Source organism: Devosia alba (assembly GCF_039938915.1).
GTDB classification, from domain to species: Bacteria; Pseudomonadota; Alphaproteobacteria; order Rhizobiales; family Devosiaceae; genus Devosia; species Devosia alba.
This window is the reverse complement of the sequence record NZ_JBDUUI010000001.1, coordinates 13960-31806: the sequence shown is the minus strand read 5'-3', so window position 1 is coordinate 31806 and position 17847 is coordinate 13960. Positions and strand designations below refer to the sequence as shown.

The following is a 17847-nucleotide window of genomic DNA, read 5'->3' as shown; positions in this document are numbered from 1 at the left end:
CGTTTGCCGGCACAAATGCCGACAAAGAGAACTAATAGAGAATTATGTCGGTAAGGCCAAGTTGCCGCGCCATATCAAGGGCATCGACCCGGGCCACGCCAGGCTTGAGCTGGGTCAGGGTCAGGCGGGTAGCGGCCCGGCCATTGACGGTGACAGCTTCCTCGTCGACGGCGCCGAGCATGGCGAACTGTTGGGCCAGTGCAATGGCGTTGTCGCGATCGGCGAAGACGCCGAGCCCCAGCTTGATGGCGCGGGCGTCGACATCGACCGACTGCACCCATTCGTCAAGCGCGGTGGAGCGGGTCGCCATGGCGGTGACGGCAGCGTGTGCCGTACCGATGGCGATCTCCTGTTCTTGCGGCGTGGTGTCAGCGTAGGAGAACAGGCCACCAAAGAAATTGCCGGCAATGTCAGCCAGGCTATTGGTGTTGTCGGCATAGGCATAGCGGGTATTGCTGCTGCCGCCCCCGATATCGGCCGGGCCGGAATAGCTGGCGAGCAGCATGCGGGTATCGTCGCCTTCCAGCGGTGCCGGACCGACATATTCGGCCCGGATCTGGGCGTGGCCATTGTTGACGTAACCGAGCATTTCGGCCGCACGATGCGACAGGTCCATGATGCGACCAGGCATGTAAGGCCCGCGGTCATTGACCCGCACCACGACTGAACGGCCATTTTCCTGATTGGTCACCCGAACATAGCTGGGCAGCGGCAGGGTCGGATGGGCGCCGGTGATGGCGTTGGCCGAGAAGATCTCGCCATTGGCGGTGCGGCGGCCATGGAAGTCGGAGCCATACCAGGAGGCCTCGCCGCTATCGGCGTAGTTCGGGTTCTCCTGCGGCACATAGACCTTGCCGCGCACCGTATAGGGCTTGCCGACCTGATAGCGGCCGCCACCCTTGGGCGGATTGGGGTTGGTGGTGACGCGGGGCGAGGAGTTAACGCCATATTCTTTGGAGCTGAAGGCCGAGCGTTTGACGGTGGCGCCGAGGTCGCCCATGCCGCAGGCGGCAAGGATCGGGGCGATCAGGGTCGCCAATGCGACCAGGCGGATGGCATGGCGCCAGGGTGTCATCACAGTACTCATACTCATAGGCCAACCTTGCTGCGAACGCCGAGTGTAACGCGATTGAACGGCGACTGCCCCCTCAGAACAGTTTTCTGGTTTAGGGGAGGTTAAGGACAACAGAATGTTAGCAGCGAGCTTGGCATTTGGAACGAATGCGCGACAGTTTGCGGACAACCGGGTTCGGGCCGTTCCCTGCTTGCGTTTTTGATGATATAAAGATATCTTTATGTCAAATCCGACGATCGTTGAACCGAGGTGAATGGCGATGAGCCTTTCCGAGCAGCAGCCCCCTATTCCCGACTGGACCGAAGTGCGGACCGCCCTGGCGCAAGCTGCCAGCGAACGCATTCTGATTCTGGACGGCGCCATGGGGACCATGCTGCAGCGGCTGAAGTTCACCGAGGAGAACTTCCGTGGCGAGCGCTTCAAGGACTGGAAGTTGCCGTTGCAGGGCAATAACGACCTGCTGGTGCTCACCGAGCCAAAGGCGGTCGAAGATATCCATTTCGATTACTACATGGCCGGCGCCGATATCGCCGAGACCAACACCTTCTCGGCAACCTCGGTGGCGCAGGCCGACTATGGCTGCGAAGACGCGGTCTATGAGATCAATTTCCAGGGCGTTGCTGTGGCACGCCGGGCGGCGTTGCGGGCCGAGGCCGCGGACGGGCGCCGCCGGTTTGTTGCCGGGGCGTTGGGGCCGACCAACAAGACGTCGTCCATGTCGACCGATGTGAACAGCCCAGGCCATCGCTCGATTACCTTTGATCAACTGGTGGTCGCCTATGGCGAGGCCATTCGCGGGCTGGTCGATGCCGGCGCCGACCTGCTGCTGTTTGAAACCATTACCGATACGCTCAACACCAAAGCCGGCATTTTTGCGGCCCAACGCCTGTTCGAGGAGCGCGGCATTGACGTGCCGATCATGCTGTCGGGCACGATTACCGATCGCTCGGGTCGCACGCTGTCAGGGCAAACGCCAACCGCGTTCTGGTATTCCCTGCGCCACGGCAAGCCGTTCACCGTCGGCTTGAACTGCGCGCTGGGTGCCGATCTGATGCGCGAGCATATTGCCGAACTGTCGGCGGTGGCCGATACGCTGATCTGCGCCTATCCCAATGCCGGCCTGCCCAATGAATTTGGCGGCTATGACGAGACGCCCGAACTGATGACGTCGCAGCTGGAGCAATTTGCCAGCGATGGCCTGCTCAATATCGTGGGCGGTTGCTGCGGTTCGACGCCCGACCATATTCGCGCCATCGCGCAAATGGCCAGCAAATACGCGCCACGCGTGGTGCCGGAGATCAAGCGTCAGCTGCGATTGTCGGGCCTTGAGGCGTTCACGCTGACCCCGGAAATTCCATTCGTAAATGTTGGGGAACGCACCAATGTCACCGGCTCGGCGCGCTTTCGCAAGCTGATCACCGCCGGCGACTATCATGCCGCGCTCGAAGTGGCGCGTGATCAGGTGGCCAATGGCGCCCAGATCATCGACATCAACATGGATGAAGGGCTGATCGACTCCAAACAGGTGATGATCGACTATCTCAACCTGCTGGCGGCCGAACCCGATATCGCCAAAGTGCCGCTGATGATCGACAGCTCCAAATGGGATGTCATCGAGGCGGGCCTGAAATGCGTGCAGGGCAAGGCGCTGGTCAATTCCATTTCCATGAAGGAGGGCGAAGAAGCCTTCCTGCATTACGCCCGGCTGGTACGCGCCTATGGCGCCGCGGTGGTGGTGATGGCGTTTGACGAGCAGGGCCAGGCCGATACCATCGAGCGCAAGGTCGCCATCTGCACGCGTGCCTACCAGTTGCTCACCGAAGAGGTCGGTTTTCCGCCCGAAGACATCGTGTTTGATCCCAATGTGTTCGCCGTGGCGACCGGCATTGAGGAGCACAATGGCTATGGCGTTGCCTTCATCGAGGCGACCAAGCAGATCACCGACACCCTGCCCCATGTGCATATTTCGGGCGGCATCTCGAATCTGAGCTTCTCGTTCCGCGGCAATGAACCGGTCCGCGAGGCCATGCACGCGGTGTTTTTGTACTATGCCATCCAGAACGGCATGGACATGGGCATCGTCAATGCCGGGCAATTGGCGGTCTATGAGTCGATCGACCCCGATCTGCGCGATGCCTGTGAGGACGTGATCCTTAACCGGCGCGACGACGCCACCGATCGCCTGCTGGAAATTGCCGAGCGCTATCGGGGCGTAGCCGGCAAGGAAGCCGCAGACAAGGATCTGAGCTGGCGCGAGAAACCCGTCGAGGACCGGATTGCCCACGCCCTGATCAATGGTATCACCGAATATATCGATGCCGATACCGAAGAGGCGCGGCAGAAGGCCGAGCGGCCGCTTCATGTCATCGAAGGCCCGCTCATGGCCGGCATGGGCATTGTTGGTGACCTGTTCGGCTCGGGCAAGATGTTCCTGCCCCAGGTGGTCAAATCGGCGCGGGTGATGAAGCAGGCGGTGGCGCTGCTGCTGCCCTATATGGAAGCCGAGAAGAATGCCGACGGCAATGCCACCGGCCGCAGGAGCGCCGGCAAGATTCTGATGGCGACGGTGAAGGGCGATGTGCATGACATCGGCAAGAACATCGTCGGCGTCGTGCTCAGCTGCAACAATTACGAGATCATCGATCTGGGCGTCATGGTGCCAGTGGCCAAGATATTGCAGACGGCCAAGGATGAGAATGTCGACATTATCGGGCTGTCGGGGCTGATCACCCCGTCGCTGGACGAAATGGTGCATGTGGCAGCCGAGATGGAGCGTGAAGGCTTTGACATTCCGCTGCTGATCGGCGGCGCCACCACCAGCCGCGTGCACACGGCGGTCAAGATCCATCCGCGCTATGATCGCGGCCAGGCCGTGCATGTCAATGACGCCAGCCGGGCCGTGGGCGTGGTGGGCAATCTGCTGTCGCCCGAGACCAAGGTCAGCTTCATCGCCGACATCAAGGAGCAATATGCCAAGGCAGCAGCGGCGCACGAGCGGGCCGAGAGCGAGAAAAAGCGGGTGCCGCTGGCGACCGCCCGCGCCAACGCCTTCACGCCTGACTGGAGCGGATACACCCCACCCAAGCCGAGTTTTCTCGGCACCAGGGTGCTGAATGACTTCAAGCTGGAAGCGTTGGCGGAATATATCGACTGGACTCCCTTCTTCCAGACCTGGGAGCTCAAGGGTCGCTATCCGGCGATCCTGCAGGATGAACGACAGGGCGAGGCAGCGCGGCAATTGTTCGACGATGCCCAGGCCATGCTCAAGCAGATCATCGAGGAAAAGTGGTTCGTGCCGCGCGCCGTGGCCGGTTTCTGGCCGGCCAATGCCGTCGGTGACGACATTCGCCTGTACAAGGATGAGGGCCGCGCCGACGAGTTGGCGACCCTGTTCACCCTGCGCCAGCAGTTGAGCAAGCGCGATGGCAAGGCCCATATGGCGCTGGCTGATTTCGTCGGTCCTGCCGGCGTACCGGACTATATCGGCGCCTTCGTGGTGACGGCCGGCATCGAGGAAGTAGCGATTGCCGAGCGCTTCGAGCGGGCCAATGACGATTACTCGTCCATTCTGGTCAAAGCGCTGGCCGACCGTTTCGCCGAGGCGCTGGCCGAGGCGCTGCACGAGCGCGTGCGCAAGGAATTCTGGAGCTATGGGGCCGACGAGGCCTTCACGCCCGAAGAACTGGCTGCCGAGCCCTATCGGGGCATCCGCCCGGCGCCCGGCTATCCGGCGCAGCCTGACCATACCGAAAAGACCACGCTGTTCCGCTTGCTCGATGCCGAACAGACGGTGGGCGTGACGCTGACCGAAAGCTACGCCATGTGGCCCGGATCGTCGGTCTCGGGGATCTATATGAGCCATCCTGAGGCCTATTATTTCGGCGTTGCCAAGGTGGAGCGGGATCAGGTGCTCGACTATGCCGCGCGCAAGGGCATGAAGCTGGAAGATGTCGAGCGTTGGCTGGGCCCGATCCTGAACTACATTCCCGGCCCGGCGATTGTGGCAGCGGAGTAGCGCGTGGCCAAGGTCGACCCCATACCCGTGGTTATGGTCACGCAAGCCGGGCAATTGCTGGCGCTTGGCCCCGATACCGCCCTGCTCCGCCTGCCCGCCAATAGCGGGCATGGCCATGCCGATGGTCAGCACTGCGTGGCCTGCGCAGCGCACACCGACGTCAGGGCCCGGCTGTTTGATATGCTCGAAGATGTCAAGCGCGGCACGCGACCTGCATTCACGCAGGTGATCGTCGATGCCAGCGCGGTGGGAGATCCGACCGCGGTGGTGGCGGCGCTGACCGGCAAATTGCCGGCGCAGGCACTGCGTGACCACACGGTAGCCCGGCTGTTCTATCTGGCGGATGTGGCCTGAAGATCACTTCCCCCGACCTGGGTCGTCGCCTATCGTGCGCCAAACCGTGTCGGGAGATCAATCATGGCCAAACCATCCATTGCCTTGGCGCTGGGCAGCGGCGCAGCGCGGGGCTGGGCCCATATCGGCGTGATCGATGCCCTGCTGGAAGCCGGCATCAAACCTGACATTGTTTGTGGCACCTCGATGGGCGCCCTGGTCGGGTCGGTCTATGCCAGTGGACGGCTGGAGGCCTTGCGCGACTGGGCCATGGGCGCTGACTGGCGGTCAGTGGCGGCCATGGTCGATGTCGGCCTGCTGGGCGGCGGCCTGGTGGACGGCGTGCACATCGTCAAATGGCTCACCAGCATGGGTCTGCCCGAAAATATCGAAGACCTCAAACTGCCGTTCACCGCGGTGGCGACCGATATCAGCACGGGGCGTGAGATCTGGCTGCAGTCGGGTCCGCTGGCCACGGCTGTGCGGGCCTCAATCGGCATGCCAGGCGTGTTCAGCCCCACAAAGATCGACGGGCGCTGGCTGTCGGATGGTGGTCTGGTCAACCCGGTGCCTGTCTCGGTGTGCCGGGCGATGGGCGCCGATTTCATCATTGCGGTCAATTTGAATGAGGACCTGCTGGGACGCCGGCTGGTCATTGAGCCCAATGTACGGCCCGATGAGGCTGAGCAAGCCGGCGAAGCCGCCAAGCCCGAAGGCATTTTGGCCTTGATTGCGTCCATTCCGGCGTCGGTGCGGGAGCAGATGTCGTCGCTGAACTTTTTCGGCGCCGGCAGCAGCGCGCCGGGCTATTTCGACGTGCTGACCAATGCCATCGACATCATGCAGGATCACATCACCCGCTCGCGGCTGGCCGGCGAGCCACCGCATGCCATGGTGGCGCCACGGGTGGCCGAAATCGGCCTGATGGATTTTCACCGGGCAGCCGAGTCGATTGCCGCGGGGCGCGCGGCGGTCGAGCAGATACTCCCGGTCATCGAAGTCAAGCTCAACGGGCGCAGCCGGCTCTAGAGCGTTTTCAGCAAAAGTGACGCTACTCTTGCGGATCGGTAACGTGACCAATCAGAGCTCTGGAGCATTTCGCCGTTTCAGCGCAACGGTGAATTGCTCTAGCGGGCGGCGTCTACGGACGGAAATGGCACCAGTTGCGTGTCAGCGCGCAGATAGAGTGGGTGTTTGGGGGAGCCGTCGGCATTGGTGCCAAAGCACCACAGCTTGATCCCGTCATTGCGCAGGGTTTGCACCAGTTCCGCCCCGGCGGCCGCCAAAGCCCTGTTGAGCTTGCCGTGGCACAATACGACGCGATCAGCGCCCGCCGCGGTCGCCCGCAGGGAGGGCAGGTTCGCTTCCGAGACAGCGACAATGCCGGGCATCAGCAGCATTTTGGGATGGGTGGCGCGATAGTCGCCCACATTGCCTTTCGCCATGCCCGTATAGCCCTCGCGCCGGGCGAAACTCCATTCACGGGCACAGGTCGGGTCGTTGACCGTGGCGTCGGCCGTCGACGGGTTCATACCGATAAACAGAATGTAGCGGTCAGGGAAGCTGTCCCCCAGCCAGCGGCGCATGATCTGCCGGTGGCGCCCATCGGCGCTGAACGCGGCATCGCCCTTGACGCCCGGCATCAGCGCCAGGCGCACCTTGCCGCCGGGGTCGTGAGCGGCAGCATTCATGCCGTCAAATCGCTCGGGGGCACGAGGCCATTGATCAACGAGGCCGTGGTGACGGTGTTGGCCAGCAGGCAGGCGATGGTCATCGGCCCAACGCCGCCCGGGACCGGGGTGATGGCGCCAGCGATCTCTGCAGCTTCGGCAAAGGCCACGTCGCCCAGCAGGCGCGTCTTGCCTTCGCCCCGCTCGGGGGCATCGATGCGATTGATGCCGACATCGATGACGGTGGCGCCCGGCTTGATCCAGTCACCCTTGATCATTTCCGGCCGGCCCACGGCGGCGATGACGATATCGGCCTGACGTACGATGGACGGCAGATCGCGCGTGCGGGAATGAGCGATGGTGACGGTGCAGTTCTCGCGCAGCAGCAATTGGGCGATCGGCTTGCCGACCAGATTGGAGCGGCCGACGACCACGGCGTGCAGGCCCGACAGGTCGCCCAACTGGTCGCGCAGCAGCATCAGGCAACCCAGCGGCGTACAGGACACCGGGCCCGGCAGGCCGATGGCCAGCTTGCCGACGCTGGCCGGGGTGAAGCAATCGACATCCTTGGCCGGGTCGATGGTCTGGATGATCTTTTGCGGATCGATATGATCAGGCACCGGCAGTTGGACGAGAATGCCGTGGATGGCCGGGTCGGCATTGAGCTTTTCGATCAGCGCCAGCACTTCGGCCTCGCTGACCGTCTCGGCCAGTTCGTATTTTTCCGAGTGCATGCCGACGGCGACAGTCTGCTTGGCCTTTTGCGCCACATACACCTGGCTGCCTGGATCATGACCGACAATCACCACGGCAAGGCCGGGGGTGATGCCGTGCTCGCTCTTGAGACGCTCCACATGGCCGGCAATGCGACCGCGCAGACCCTCGGCGAAGCTCTTACCTTCGATGATGCTGGCCGTCATGTGTCGCCTCATTTTGGGAGCAGAATTGGAGTTGGCCGCAGCAATAGGAAATGCCGAAGCGCTCGTCTATGGTTTTGCTCTTAAAATGGGGGGTGAGATCGCCGTGCCCGGACAAAAACCCAACCGGAGAGTAGCGTTCGGGCCTGGCAGACGAAAAAAGGCCACCAAAACATCTCTGTTCTGGTGGCCCTGGGGAATGCCGGTCTACCGCACTGTTGAGGGCTTGGGGGACAAGCGGCCAACACAACACTCCTCGCTCACCGGTTGCATGGGTCGTTTGCGATGCCAGTGAACTGGGTATCAAGATGGTGGCCAATTGCGGCGATAAAAGTGCTGGTCACTCCGATGTGAAGGGCTGCCGGAAAGGCGCCCGCAGTTGAAGCGGCGCCGAGAAGCTGTCATCACAAAAGACTAGACGTTGCACACGATGCGGCGCGATTCCGCCCAAGCGGGTTCAATCCGGAACCCGCGAGATGAAAGAGCAAGAAAATGACCACGATCAGCCCGCCACGCGCCGAGACGCAATCCTTTACCGACCCCGAGAAGGCGTGGGCCTATCTTGCCGAAATCTATCACCGCAATACCGGTTTCATCCGCAGCCATCTGGCATCGCTGGCCAAGGGCATCGTGCCACCGGGCCAGGTGCGGGCCTGCTATCCACAGATCGAAGTACGTTCGACCAGCTATAGCCGCAGCGAAAGCACCCTGCCCTATGGGTTCCTGCATACCCCGGGCATCTATCGCACGACGGTGACGGCGCCCGATCTGTTTCGCAACTATTTCCAGGACCAGTTTGCGGTGATCCTGAAGAATCACGGCGGCACCATCGACATCGGGGAATCCGACACCCCCATCCCGCTGCATTTCGCCGTGCCGGCCAATGAGCGAATCGATGGGGAAGCGCTCAATGCGCTCAATATCCCGCTGCGCGATGTGTTCGACGCGCCCGACCTGGGCAATACCGATGACGAAATCGCCAATGGCACTTTTGTGCCGCCGCGCGGCGGGCCCTATCCGCTGGCCGCGTTCACGGCGCCGCGGGTGGATTATTCGCTGTTTCGGCTGAGCCACTATACCGGCACCGACGCCAGCCATTTCCAGAACTTTGTCATCTTCACCAACTACGCCTTCTACATCGACGAGTTCTGCCGCGTTGCCAAGCAGTACCTGGCCGATGGCCATACCCATTACGAAAGCTTCATCGAGCCGGGCAATGTGGTGACCGACAATGCCCTGGCCGGTGGCAAGGTGGCGGGCACCTCGCCTGCCCGCGCGCCGCAGATGCCGGCCTATCACCTGACCGCCCCCAATGGCCGTGGCATCACCATGGTCAATATCGGCGTCGGCCCGTCCAACGCCAAGACCATCACCGACCATATCGCCGTGCTGCGCCCGCATGCCTGGATCATGCTGGGGCACTGCGCAGGCCTGCGCAATTCCCAGGAGCTGGGCGATTATGTGCTCGCCCACGCCTATGTGCGCGAGGACCATGTGCTCGACGCCGATCTGCCGCTGTCGGTGCCGATTCCGGCACTGGCCGAAGTGCAGGTGGCGCTCGAGCAGGCGGTGCACGAGATCACCCAGACCGAGGGGCTCGAAACCAAAAAGATCATGCGTACTGGCACGGTGGCGACGTTTGACAATCGCAACTGGGAACTGCGTGATCAGACCGAGATCACCCAGCGACTGAGCCAGTCGCGCGCCGTGGCTCTGGACATGGAGAGCGCCACCATTGCCGCCAATGGTTTCCGCTTCCGCGTGCCCTATGGCACCCTGCTGTGTGTGTCGGACAAGCCGCTGCATGGCGAGCTCAAGCTGCCCGGCATGGCCTCGGATTTCTATCGCACCCAGATCAACCGGCATCTTCTGATTGGCCTGCGCGCCATGGAAATCCTGCGCGACCAGCCGGCAGAGCGGCTGCACTCCCGCAAGCTGCGCAGCTTTGCCGAGACGGCGTTCCAGTAGGGAGTCATCTACCCCACCCACCGTACGGCACCGGCCCCTTCACGGGGAGGTTCGGGCGGGGGTGTTGACTGCGAGTGAAGCTTTCACCAGACGAAAGCCCGGCATCACTGCCGGGCTTTGTCATTCAGTCTTGCGACAATCAGCGGCCCTTGACCACCGAATAGCCGGCATATTTGGCCGAGGAGCCGAGCTGCTCTTCGATGCGGATCAGTTGGTTGTACTTGGCCAGACGATCCGAGCGGGAGAGCGAGCCGGTCTTGATCTGACCGCAGTTGAGCGCGACCGCGAGGTCGGCAATGGTCGAATCTTCGGTTTCGCCCGAGCGATGCGACATCACCGAGGTGTAGCCGGCGCGGTGCGCGGTATCGACGGCGTTCAGCGTCTCCGAAAGCGAACCGATCTGGTTGACCTTGACCAGAATGGAGTTGGCCACGCCCATCTTGATGCCCGAGACGAGGCGCTCGGTATTGGTGACAAACAGATCGTCGCCGACCAGTTGCACCTTGTCGCCAATCGCTTCGGTCAGGGCCTTCCAGCCCTCCCAATCGTCTTCGCCCATGCCATCTTCAATGGTGATGATCGGGAAGCGGGCGGCCAGATCGGCCAGGAAGCGGACGTTTTCTTCCGAGGTGAGCGACTTGCCCTCACCGACCATCTCGTATTTGCCGTCCTTGTGATATTCAGTGGCAGCGCAGTCGAGGCCGAGGAACACGTCCTCGCCAGGCTTGTAGCCGGCCTTTTCGATCGAGCGCATGATGAAGCCGAGCGCTTCGTCGGCTGATTTCAGATTGGGCGCGAAGCCGCCCTCGTCGCCCACCGAAGTGTTGAAGCCTTCGGCCGAGAGATTCTTCTTCAGCGTATGGAAGATTTCCGAACCGATGCGGACGGCGTCGGCCAGGTTTTCCGCGCCGGCCGGCAGGATCATGAATTCCTGCATGTCGATGGGATTGTCGGCATGCTCGCCGCCATTGATGATGTTCATCATCGGCACCGGCAGGACATGGGCGTTGGGGCCGCCGATATAGCGATAGAATGGGAGTTCGCTCGACTCGGCGGCGGCCTTGGCGACAGCCAGCGACACGCCAAGAATGGCGTTGGCGCCGAGGCGCGACTTGTTGGGAGTGCCATCGAGGTCGATCATGGCCTGATCGACGCCGATCTGGTCGAGTGCATCCATGCCCTGGACCTCGTCGAAGATCACCGAATTGACGTTCTCGACCGCCTGGGTGACACCCTTGCCCGAGTATTTCTTGCCGCCATCGCGCAGCTCAACGGCTTCATGCGCGCCCGTGGAAGCGCCCGAGGGCACGGCGGCGCGACCGAAGCTGCCATCGTCGAGCACCACATCAACTTCGACCGTGGGATTGCCGCGGCTGTCATAGATCTGGCGGCCGTTGACGTGGATGATTGAAGACATGGAAAGCCCTTCCGGTGTGGGTTATCTCGATTACTGGCCCTGTGTTAGCCGCCCCCCATGACAGTGAAAAGAGGGCAGCAGCACAAAATGCCAGTTTAATTGATGGTTCGGGCACATATCGCGGTTTTTGATCTGTTTCGGTCGGTTAGGCTGGCGGCACTACAGCAAGAGATTCGCGGAGCCATTGCATGACCAAAGCCCTGATCAAACAGCTCGCCCATACCTGCATTTTCGCGCACGATCTGGACGCTACCGAGGCGTTTTACCGCGACGTGTTCGGCATCCCGACCGCCTTCACCTTCATGCGGGGCGATGACCGGATCGGCTACTATCTCGATCTGGGTGGCCGCACCTTTATCGAGGTGTTCAGCAAGGCCAGTGCCAAATTCGACGAGACCAACCAGATCAATCATATCTGCCTCGAAACCGAGGATCTCGATGGCTTGCTCGCCCATGTGCGGGGTCAGGGCGTCGAGATCACCGACAAGAAGCTGGGCGTGGACGGGACCTGGCAGGCCTGGACCAGCGATCCCAATGGGGTGAAGCTGGAAATCTTTGAGTACACAGCGAGCAGTCTGCAGTTCAAGCCGCATGGCGGCGTTTGTCAGGTGAACTGGTAACCGATCGCCGACCGGATCGCCTGACTACTCGTCGCGCTTGTGGCCATCGATACGCTTGTCGGCCAGCGCCTGTTCGGCGGCCGACAACTGCTTTTCGGCCTTGCTGCGGCCGAATTTGATGCGGTTCTGTTCGGCGGCGGTGGCCTTGTCGGCCCGGGCCTTCTGCTTGCGGACATTGCGCAGATTGATGATCTCGGCCATGGGCGGCTCCGGCGGTTTTCTGCCCATGGCTAGCATGACCCAGTCGGGTCAGCCAACACCCATCAGCGACGCGGCAAGGTCAGATAGACGCTGTCGCACCACTGCTCGCCCAACAGGAAGGTATTGGCAGCGCGTCCGGTCTCGACAAAGCCCAGCTTGGCCAGCGTGTTGAGCGATCCCAGATTGCGCGGGTCCACGTCGGCCCTGAGTTCGGTGGTGTCCGTCACGGCAAAGATGTGGGCAATGGCGGCGAGCGACGCTTCGGTAGCGTAACCCTGTCCCCAATGGTCAGGATGGATGATGAAGCCGAAATCGGGCAGGCGCCCTGCCCCGACTTCGCCGATCAGTTGGCCATCGCGTTCAATGACGAAGTGTTCGCCCCCGCTCTGCTCGCGCGCCACCATCCGCGCCAGCCAGGCCTCGGTGACGCCCAGATCGGCATGCGGCAGCGTCGACCAGTAGCGCATGGCTGTCGGATTTGAGGTAATCCCGAAGAAGGCCTCAAGATCGGTCATGGCGGGCCGGCGCAGCGTGAGACGCGCCGTCCGCAGCAGCATCAGACCAGTCGGCTCTGATCCATCGCCGCAGCGATGAAGCTGGCAAACAGGGGATGAGGCTCGAACGGCTTGGACTTCAGCTCGGGGTGGAACTGCACGCCGATGAACCATGGGTGGTCGGTCCGCTCAACGATTTCGGGCAGCGTGCCATCGGGCGAGACGCCGGAGAACAGCAGGCCGTTCTTTTCGAGCAGCTTGCGATAATCCATGTTCACCTCATAGCGGTGACGGTGGCGCTCGGAAATACGGGTGGTGCCATAGATGTCGGCGACGCGGCTGCCCCGGGTGAGCTGGGCCGGATAGGCGCCAAGGCGCATCGTGCCGCCCAGATCGCCTTCGGTGGCGCGCTTTTCGGTATCATTGCCCTTCACCCACTCGGTCATGATGCCGACAATGGGCTCCTTGGTGGGGCCAAATTCGGTGGACGAGGCGTTCCTGATGCCAGCGGTATTGCGGGCCGCCTCGATGCAGGCCATCTGCATGCCAAAGCAGATGCCGAAATACGGCACATCCTTGACGCGCGCAAACCGGGCTGCCTCGATCTTGCCGGCCGAACCGCGCTCACCAAAGCCGCCGGGCACCAGAATGCCGTGCACATGTTCCAGATAGGGCGCCGGGTCGTCGCGCTCGAACACTTCGGAATCGATCCACTGCAGATTGACCTTCACCTTGTTGGCAATGCCACCATGGGTGAGCGCTTCCGAGAGCGATTTATAGGCGTCCTTGAGGCCGGTATATTTGCCGACGATGGCGATATTGACTTCGCCTTCGGGGCTATGCAGGCGGGTAGACACCTCCTGCCAGGCCTTGAGATCGGGTTCGGGCGCGTCGGTAATGCCAAAGGTGGCCAGCACTTCGCGGTCCAGACCCTCATGGTGATAGGCCAGCGGCACATCGTAGATCGAACTGACGTCCAGCCCCTGGATAACGGCAGATTCGCGCACGTTGCAGAACAGCGACAGCTTCTTCTTCTCGCCCTCCGGAATCGGGCGATCGCAGCGCACCAGCAGCACGTCGGGCGCAATGCCGATGGAGCGCAGCTCCTTGACCGAATGCTGGGTCGGCTTGGTCTTGAGCTCGCCGGCCGACGCAATATAGGGCATCAGCGTCAGATGCAGATAGCAGGCGTCGCCCCGGGGCAGATCATTGCCGAGCTGACGAATGGCCTCAAAGAACGGCAGGCCTTCAATATCGCCGACAGTGCCGCCGATCTCCACCAGCACGAAATCGAATTCGTCATTGCCTTCGAGCACGAAGTCCTTGATGGCGTCGGTAACGTGGGGAATGACCTGAACGGTGGCGCCGAGATACTCGCCCCGGCGCTCCTTGGCCAGAATGTCGGAATAGATGCGACCGGTGGTGATATTGTCGCGCTTGTTGGCCGCACGGCCGGTAAAGCGCTCATAATGGCCCAGATCGAGATCGGTCTCGGCACCATCATCGGTAACGAAGACTTCGCCGTGCTGGGTGGGCGACATCGTGCCCGGATCGATGTTGAGATAGGGGTCAAGCTTGCGCAGGCGCACCTTGTAGCCGCGCGCTTGCAGGACTGCGCCAAGCGCCGCCGATGCAAGACCTTTACCCAATGAGGAGACCACGCCTCCGGTGATGAATACGTACCGAGCCATGGGCGCTCACCTTAATCTCATCAGCATCGATTCGTAGAGTGCTTCTGCAGCCCTACACAAAAAGAAGAAGGGGATGTTGCCATCCCCCTCAATCGTCGTGCCTTGCGGCAGTTAGTTGCTTGCCGGAGCAGCCGGCGTCTCTGCGGGTGCCTCGGGCACCGGCAGAGCATCGCTCTGGCCCGCCCCAGCATCAGCAGCCGGTGCGGCAGGCGTGGTCAGAGCCGGTACGGGCAGATCACTTGGGGTATCGCCCTGCAGCGAATTGAGCGCATCAAGCACGCTGGCCGGGGCGGCTTCGCCGTCGGTGGTCGTCGCCCGATCGAGAATGCCCGAACTGCCACGATCGAGTTCGTTGATAACCGTCAGGCCAATAGCGGTGGCAAAGAACAGCGCCGCCAGAACAGCGGTCGTACGCGTCAGCAGGTTCGACGAACTGCGTGCCGTCATCAGGCCGCCGCCGCCACCACCACCAATGCCCAGCGCGCCACCCTCGGACCGCTGCAGCAGAATTACTGCAATCAGCGCCAGGACGATCAGCAGATAGGCCACAATCAGGACGTTCGCCATCGTGTCTCAGTCTATTGGTCTGTCAAAAGTTGGCGCGTCATACACGCCCCATGCCGAAAATGCCAGAGGCCGGGCGGATTTTCCGACCAGCCTTTGGCGCTCGCGGCGCTATACGGCGGAGATAATGGTGTAGAAGTCTTTTGCCAAGAGGCTGGCGCCACCAACCAGGCCACCATTGACGTTTTCCACTGCCAGAATCTCGCGCGCATTCTGCGGCTTGAGCGAGCCACCATAGAGAATGCGCATTGTCGGGCCCTGCTCGGGGAAACGCGCACTCAATTGCTGGCGGATCGCTCCATGCATGCGGGCAATATCCTCATTGGTGGGCGTGCGGCCCGTCCCAATGGCCCAGATGGGCTCGTAGGCCACAATGACGTCATGAAAATTGGCCGCCTCGGGAACGGAAGCCGCCAACTGGGCCGCAACGACGGCCTCGGCCTCGCCACTGTCGCGCTGGGCCTCGGTTTCGCCAACGCAGATAATCGGTTTGAGACCGGCGCCAATGGCCGCTTCGGCCTTGGCGCGCACCTGATCGTCGGTTTCACCATGATCGGCGCGGCGCTCGGAATGACCAACTATGACATATTGCGCACCGGCATCGGCCAGCATGCTGGCCGAAATATCGCCGGTATGGGCGCCCTGCGCCTGGGTGTGACAATCCTGTCCACCGGCCTGGATGCCGGCTGTGGCCCCGAGCTGGGCGACTTCGGACAGGATAGTGGCAGGCGGGCAGATCACGACAATGGCGCGCGGGTTTTCGCCGGAGATGAGCATGTGGGCCAGGCTCGCCAACTCGTCCAGCGAGCCCCGCAAACCGTTCATTTTCCAGTTGCCGGCGATCAGCGGCGAAATTGTCGTGGTCACTGTTTGCTACTCCTACCTCTTGCACCGGAACGGGGATTGCCCTAACCCCGGCTGTCAACATGGATTACTACTGCCCACCCGCCATTGCGGTAAAGGCCCAAGTCTCTGAACGGAACGTCCGATATGCTCGATAGTTTGCGTGGTTTTGCTAAATCCTGGGCCGGCAAGATCTTGGGGGCGTTCCTTCTGGTTGGCTTGGCCGGGTTCGGCATCAACAATGTGATTACCGATTTGGGCACCAATACCGTGGCCCGCGTCGGCGATGCCGAGATCGACTCGCGCACCTTCCTGCGTGCCTACGAGCGTCAGCTCAATCAGGTTGCCCAGCAATTGGGATCGGTGCCGACTGCCGAGCAGGCGATGAGCCTGGGCATTCCCTCAATGGTTCTGCAGAACCTGGCCCAGGATGCGGCGCTCGACCAGCTGGCCGACGATTTCGGCGTCGGCGCTTCCGAAGCCAAGCTCAGCGAATTGCTGCGGGCCGATCCATCGTTCCAGGGCACGCTGGGGGCATTTGATCCACAGGCCTTTACCCAGGTGTTGCGCCAGAACGGCTTGACCGAAGCACAGTACTTCGAGGACCAGAGCAATGTGGCCCGCCGCGAGCAAGTGGTTCTGAGCCTGTTCGCCGACACCGGCCTGCCACAGACCGCCTCAAGCCTGATCAACCGCTATGTCGCCGATCAGCGGACAGTCGATTTCTTTGTGCTGGGCGACACCAATGTCGACACTCCCGCAGTGCCGACCGAGGACGAACTGGCGGCTTATCTCAGCGAGCATCAAGGCGAGTTCCGGACCGTCGAGAGCCGGACCGTGCAAATGCTGCGCCTGTCGCCAGCCGATCTGGCCGCGACCAAGACCATTGGCGATGACGCCATTGCCGCCGAATATGAGCGCACCAAGGCCGGGCTGACCAAGGCGGAGCGCCGCACCATTCAGCAGGTTGTGCTCAACGACGCGCAGGTGGCAGCGTTTGAAGCCGGTCTTGCCGCGGGCACGCCGTTTGAAACACTGGTGAGCGACAACGCTCTGACGGCAACCGATCTGGGGATCCTCGCTGAGGCCGACATCAGCGATGCCAATCTGGCCACGGCGGCCTTTGGCCTCGCCGACGGCGAGTTTGCCATCATCGACGGGGTGACCGGCAAGCGCGCGGTGCATGTTTCGGCCATTGAGGCCGGTGGGGTGCCGAGCCTGGCCGAAGCACGCGAGCAGATCGCCCAGAATTTGGCGCGCAGCCAGGCGCGCGATGAAGTTGCCGACGTGCAGGATCAGGTCGAGGAACTGCGCGCCGCTTTCCGCCCGCTGAGCGAAATCGCCGAGCGTTTTGGTCTGGACATCTATGAGGCCGATGTAACCGCCAGCGGCGCAGAACTGAACGTCTTGCCCGAGCTGGATCCTGCTGACGCCAGCCGGATCAGCCAGGCCATTTTCAAGGCCGAAAAGGGTCAGTTGACCGCGGCCATTCCACTGGCTGGCAGCGGCAACCTCTATTTTGACCTCATCGCCGTCGAACCTGCGCGCGACCAGACCCTGGATGAAGTGCGCGAGGACGTGGTGGCCGCGCTGACTGCCGAACGCACCAATGCCGCCCTGCTGGCGGCCAGTGCGGACGCTGTGGCCAGGCTTGATGCCGGCACGCCGATTGCCGATGTGGCCGCGAGCTACAATGTGTTTCCACAGTTGAGCACGCCGTTCTCGCGCTTTGGTGCTGCCGATGGCAGCATCGATGGCGTGGTGGCCGGTGCAGCCTTTGCCGGTGGCAGCGACCATCATGGTTCCGCGCTCAACGAGTCAGGCGAGTACGTCGTATTCCAGGTGGTCGATGTGATTGCGGGCGAAGGGCCTCTCGATCCAGCCGCCCAGGCCAATCTGGAAAGCGAAGCGCGCGTCGGTCTTTATGGTGAGTTCGTCACGGCCATTCGCGACGATGCCGGCCTGCGCGTCAACCAGCAGGCCCTGCAGCAGACGCTGGCGATCAATACCGGCCTGTAACCCAGGCCGGCCCAACTCGA

Annotated in this window: 15 protein-coding genes; 6 read left to right on the top strand and 9 right to left on the bottom strand. The window is 62.1% G+C overall.

What is annotated here, in order from left to right; all coding sequences use genetic code 11:
- Positions 1-31 precede the first annotated feature (31 nt).
- The gene (locus ABFY71_RS00140) at positions 32-1093 is read right to left on the bottom strand and encodes a septal ring lytic transglycosylase RlpA family protein (RefSeq protein WP_347944162.1); all 1062 of its coding nucleotides are present in this window, start codon (positions 1091-1093) and stop codon (positions 32-34) included.
- Positions 1094-1334: 241 nt separating this feature from the next.
- Here ABFY71_RS00140 and metH point away from each other — a divergent pair, with 241 nt between their 5' ends.
- From metH to ABFY71_RS00125, 3 genes are all read left to right on the top strand, one after another.
- Positions 1335-5090, top strand: coding sequence for a methionine synthase (gene metH, locus ABFY71_RS00135; protein ID WP_347944161.1), 3756 nt, complete (start codon positions 1335-1337; stop codon positions 5088-5090).
- Positions 5091-5093: 3 nt separating this feature from the next.
- Positions 5094-5444: a hypothetical protein gene (locus ABFY71_RS00130; protein WP_347944160.1), complete on the top strand. Its 351-nt coding sequence runs from the start codon at positions 5094-5096 to the stop codon at positions 5442-5444.
- Positions 5445-5507: 63 nt separating this feature from the next.
- Positions 5508-6452 (top strand): patatin-like phospholipase family protein, encoded by a 945-nt coding sequence (locus tag ABFY71_RS00125; RefSeq protein WP_347944159.1) that lies wholly within the window; start codon positions 5508-5510, stop codon positions 6450-6452.
- Between the two features lie 98 nt (positions 6453-6550).
- Here the strand turns inward: ABFY71_RS00125 and ABFY71_RS00120 are convergent, their stop codons facing one another.
- Positions 6551-7114 (bottom strand): DUF1643 domain-containing protein, encoded by a 564-nt coding sequence (locus tag ABFY71_RS00120; RefSeq protein ID WP_347944158.1) that lies wholly within the window; start codon positions 7112-7114, stop codon positions 6551-6553.
- Positions 7111-8013: a bifunctional methylenetetrahydrofolate dehydrogenase/methenyltetrahydrofolate cyclohydrolase FolD gene (gene folD / locus ABFY71_RS00115; RefSeq protein WP_347944157.1), complete on the bottom strand. Its 903-nt coding sequence runs from the start codon at positions 8011-8013 to the stop codon at positions 7111-7113. Before folD ends, ABFY71_RS00120 begins: the two co-directional genes overlap by 4 nt.
- Positions 8014-8502: 489 nt before the next feature.
- On the opposite strand from folD, the gene ABFY71_RS00110 reads away from it, so the two are divergent.
- Positions 8503-9978, top strand: coding sequence for an AMP nucleosidase (locus tag ABFY71_RS00110; protein ID WP_305580942.1), 1476 nt, complete (start codon positions 8503-8505; stop codon positions 9976-9978).
- A gap of 139 nt (positions 9979-10117) precedes the next feature.
- On the opposite strand, the gene eno is transcribed toward ABFY71_RS00110, so the two are convergent.
- Entirely contained in the window at positions 10118-11395 is a 1278-nt protein-coding gene (gene eno, locus ABFY71_RS00105; protein ID WP_347944156.1) for a phosphopyruvate hydratase, read from the bottom strand.
- Positions 11396-11583: 188 nt separating this feature from the next.
- Here eno and ABFY71_RS00100 point away from each other — a divergent pair, with 188 nt between their 5' ends.
- Complete coding sequence (locus ABFY71_RS00100; RefSeq protein ID WP_347944155.1) at positions 11584-12015, top strand: VOC family protein; 432 nt, start codon at positions 11584-11586, stop codon at positions 12013-12015.
- A 24-nt stretch (positions 12016-12039) separates the two neighbouring features.
- Here the strand turns inward: ABFY71_RS00100 and ABFY71_RS00095 are convergent, their stop codons facing one another.
- The 5 genes from ABFY71_RS00095 to tpiA all read right to left on the bottom strand — a co-directional run bounded on the left by ABFY71_RS00095 (position 12040) and on the right by tpiA (position 15832).
- On the bottom strand, positions 12040-12216 hold the full coding sequence (locus tag ABFY71_RS00095; protein ID WP_347944154.1) for a DUF4169 family protein: 177 nt from the start codon (positions 12214-12216) through the stop codon (positions 12040-12042).
- Between the two features lie 62 nt (positions 12217-12278).
- On the bottom strand, positions 12279-12773 hold the full coding sequence (locus ABFY71_RS00090; protein ID WP_347944153.1) for a GNAT family N-acetyltransferase: 495 nt from the start codon (positions 12771-12773) through the stop codon (positions 12279-12281).
- Complete coding sequence (gene pyrG, locus ABFY71_RS00085) at positions 12773-14401, bottom strand: CTP synthase (protein ID WP_305580932.1); 1629 nt, start codon at positions 14399-14401, stop codon at positions 12773-12775. Before pyrG ends, ABFY71_RS00090 begins: the two co-directional genes overlap by 1 nt.
- Positions 14402-14512: 111 nt before the next feature.
- Entirely contained in the window at positions 14513-14968 is a 456-nt protein-coding gene (secG, locus tag ABFY71_RS00080) for a preprotein translocase subunit SecG (RefSeq protein WP_347944152.1), read from the bottom strand.
- 108 nt (positions 14969-15076) lie between these two features.
- Positions 15077-15832 carry a triose-phosphate isomerase gene (tpiA, locus tag ABFY71_RS00075; RefSeq protein WP_347944151.1) on the bottom strand — a complete coding sequence of 252 codons (756 nt, stop codon included), beginning with the start codon at positions 15830-15832 and terminating at the stop codon, positions 15077-15079.
- A 123-nt stretch (positions 15833-15955) separates the two neighbouring features.
- Between tpiA and ABFY71_RS00070 the strand changes: the two genes are divergently transcribed.
- The gene (locus tag ABFY71_RS00070) at positions 15956-17827 is read left to right on the top strand and encodes a peptidylprolyl isomerase (RefSeq protein WP_347944150.1); all 1872 of its coding nucleotides are present in this window, start codon (positions 15956-15958) and stop codon (positions 17825-17827) included.
- Positions 17828-17847: the final 20 nt, after the last annotated feature.

Coding starts and splice junctions, on each gene's coding strand:
- ABFY71_RS00140 (WP_347944162.1), bottom strand. CDS start 1,093: ATGAGTATGAGTACTGTGATGACACCCTGGCGCCATGCCATCCGCCTG.
- metH (WP_347944161.1), top strand. CDS start 1,335: ATGAGCCTTTCCGAGCAGCAGCCCCCTATTCCCGACTGGACCGAAGTG.
- ABFY71_RS00125 (WP_347944159.1), top strand. CDS start 5,508: ATGGCCAAACCATCCATTGCCTTGGCGCTGGGCAGCGGCGCAGCGCGG.
- ABFY71_RS00120 (WP_347944158.1), bottom strand. CDS start 7,114: ATGAATGCTGCCGCTCACGACCCCGGCGGCAAGGTGCGCCTGGCGCTG.
- folD (WP_347944157.1), bottom strand. CDS start 8,013: ATGACGGCCAGCATCATCGAAGGTAAGAGCTTCGCCGAGGGTCTGCGC.
- ABFY71_RS00110 (WP_305580942.1), top strand. CDS start 8,503: ATGACCACGATCAGCCCGCCACGCGCCGAGACGCAATCCTTTACCGAC.
- eno (WP_347944156.1), bottom strand. CDS start 11,395: ATGTCTTCAATCATCCACGTCAACGGCCGCCAGATCTATGACAGCCGC.
- ABFY71_RS00100 (WP_347944155.1), top strand. CDS start 11,584: ATGACCAAAGCCCTGATCAAACAGCTCGCCCATACCTGCATTTTCGCG.
- ABFY71_RS00095 (WP_347944154.1), bottom strand. CDS start 12,216: ATGGCCGAGATCATCAATCTGCGCAATGTCCGCAAGCAGAAGGCCCGG.
- ABFY71_RS00090 (WP_347944153.1), bottom strand. CDS start 12,773: ATGCTGCTGCGGACGGCGCGTCTCACGCTGCGCCGGCCCGCCATGACC.
- pyrG (WP_305580932.1), bottom strand. CDS start 14,401: ATGGCTCGGTACGTATTCATCACCGGAGGCGTGGTCTCCTCATTGGGT.
- secG (WP_347944152.1), bottom strand. CDS start 14,968: ATGGCGAACGTCCTGATTGTGGCCTATCTGCTGATCGTCCTGGCGCTG.
- ABFY71_RS00070 (WP_347944150.1), top strand. CDS start 15,956: ATGCTCGATAGTTTGCGTGGTTTTGCTAAATCCTGGGCCGGCAAGATC.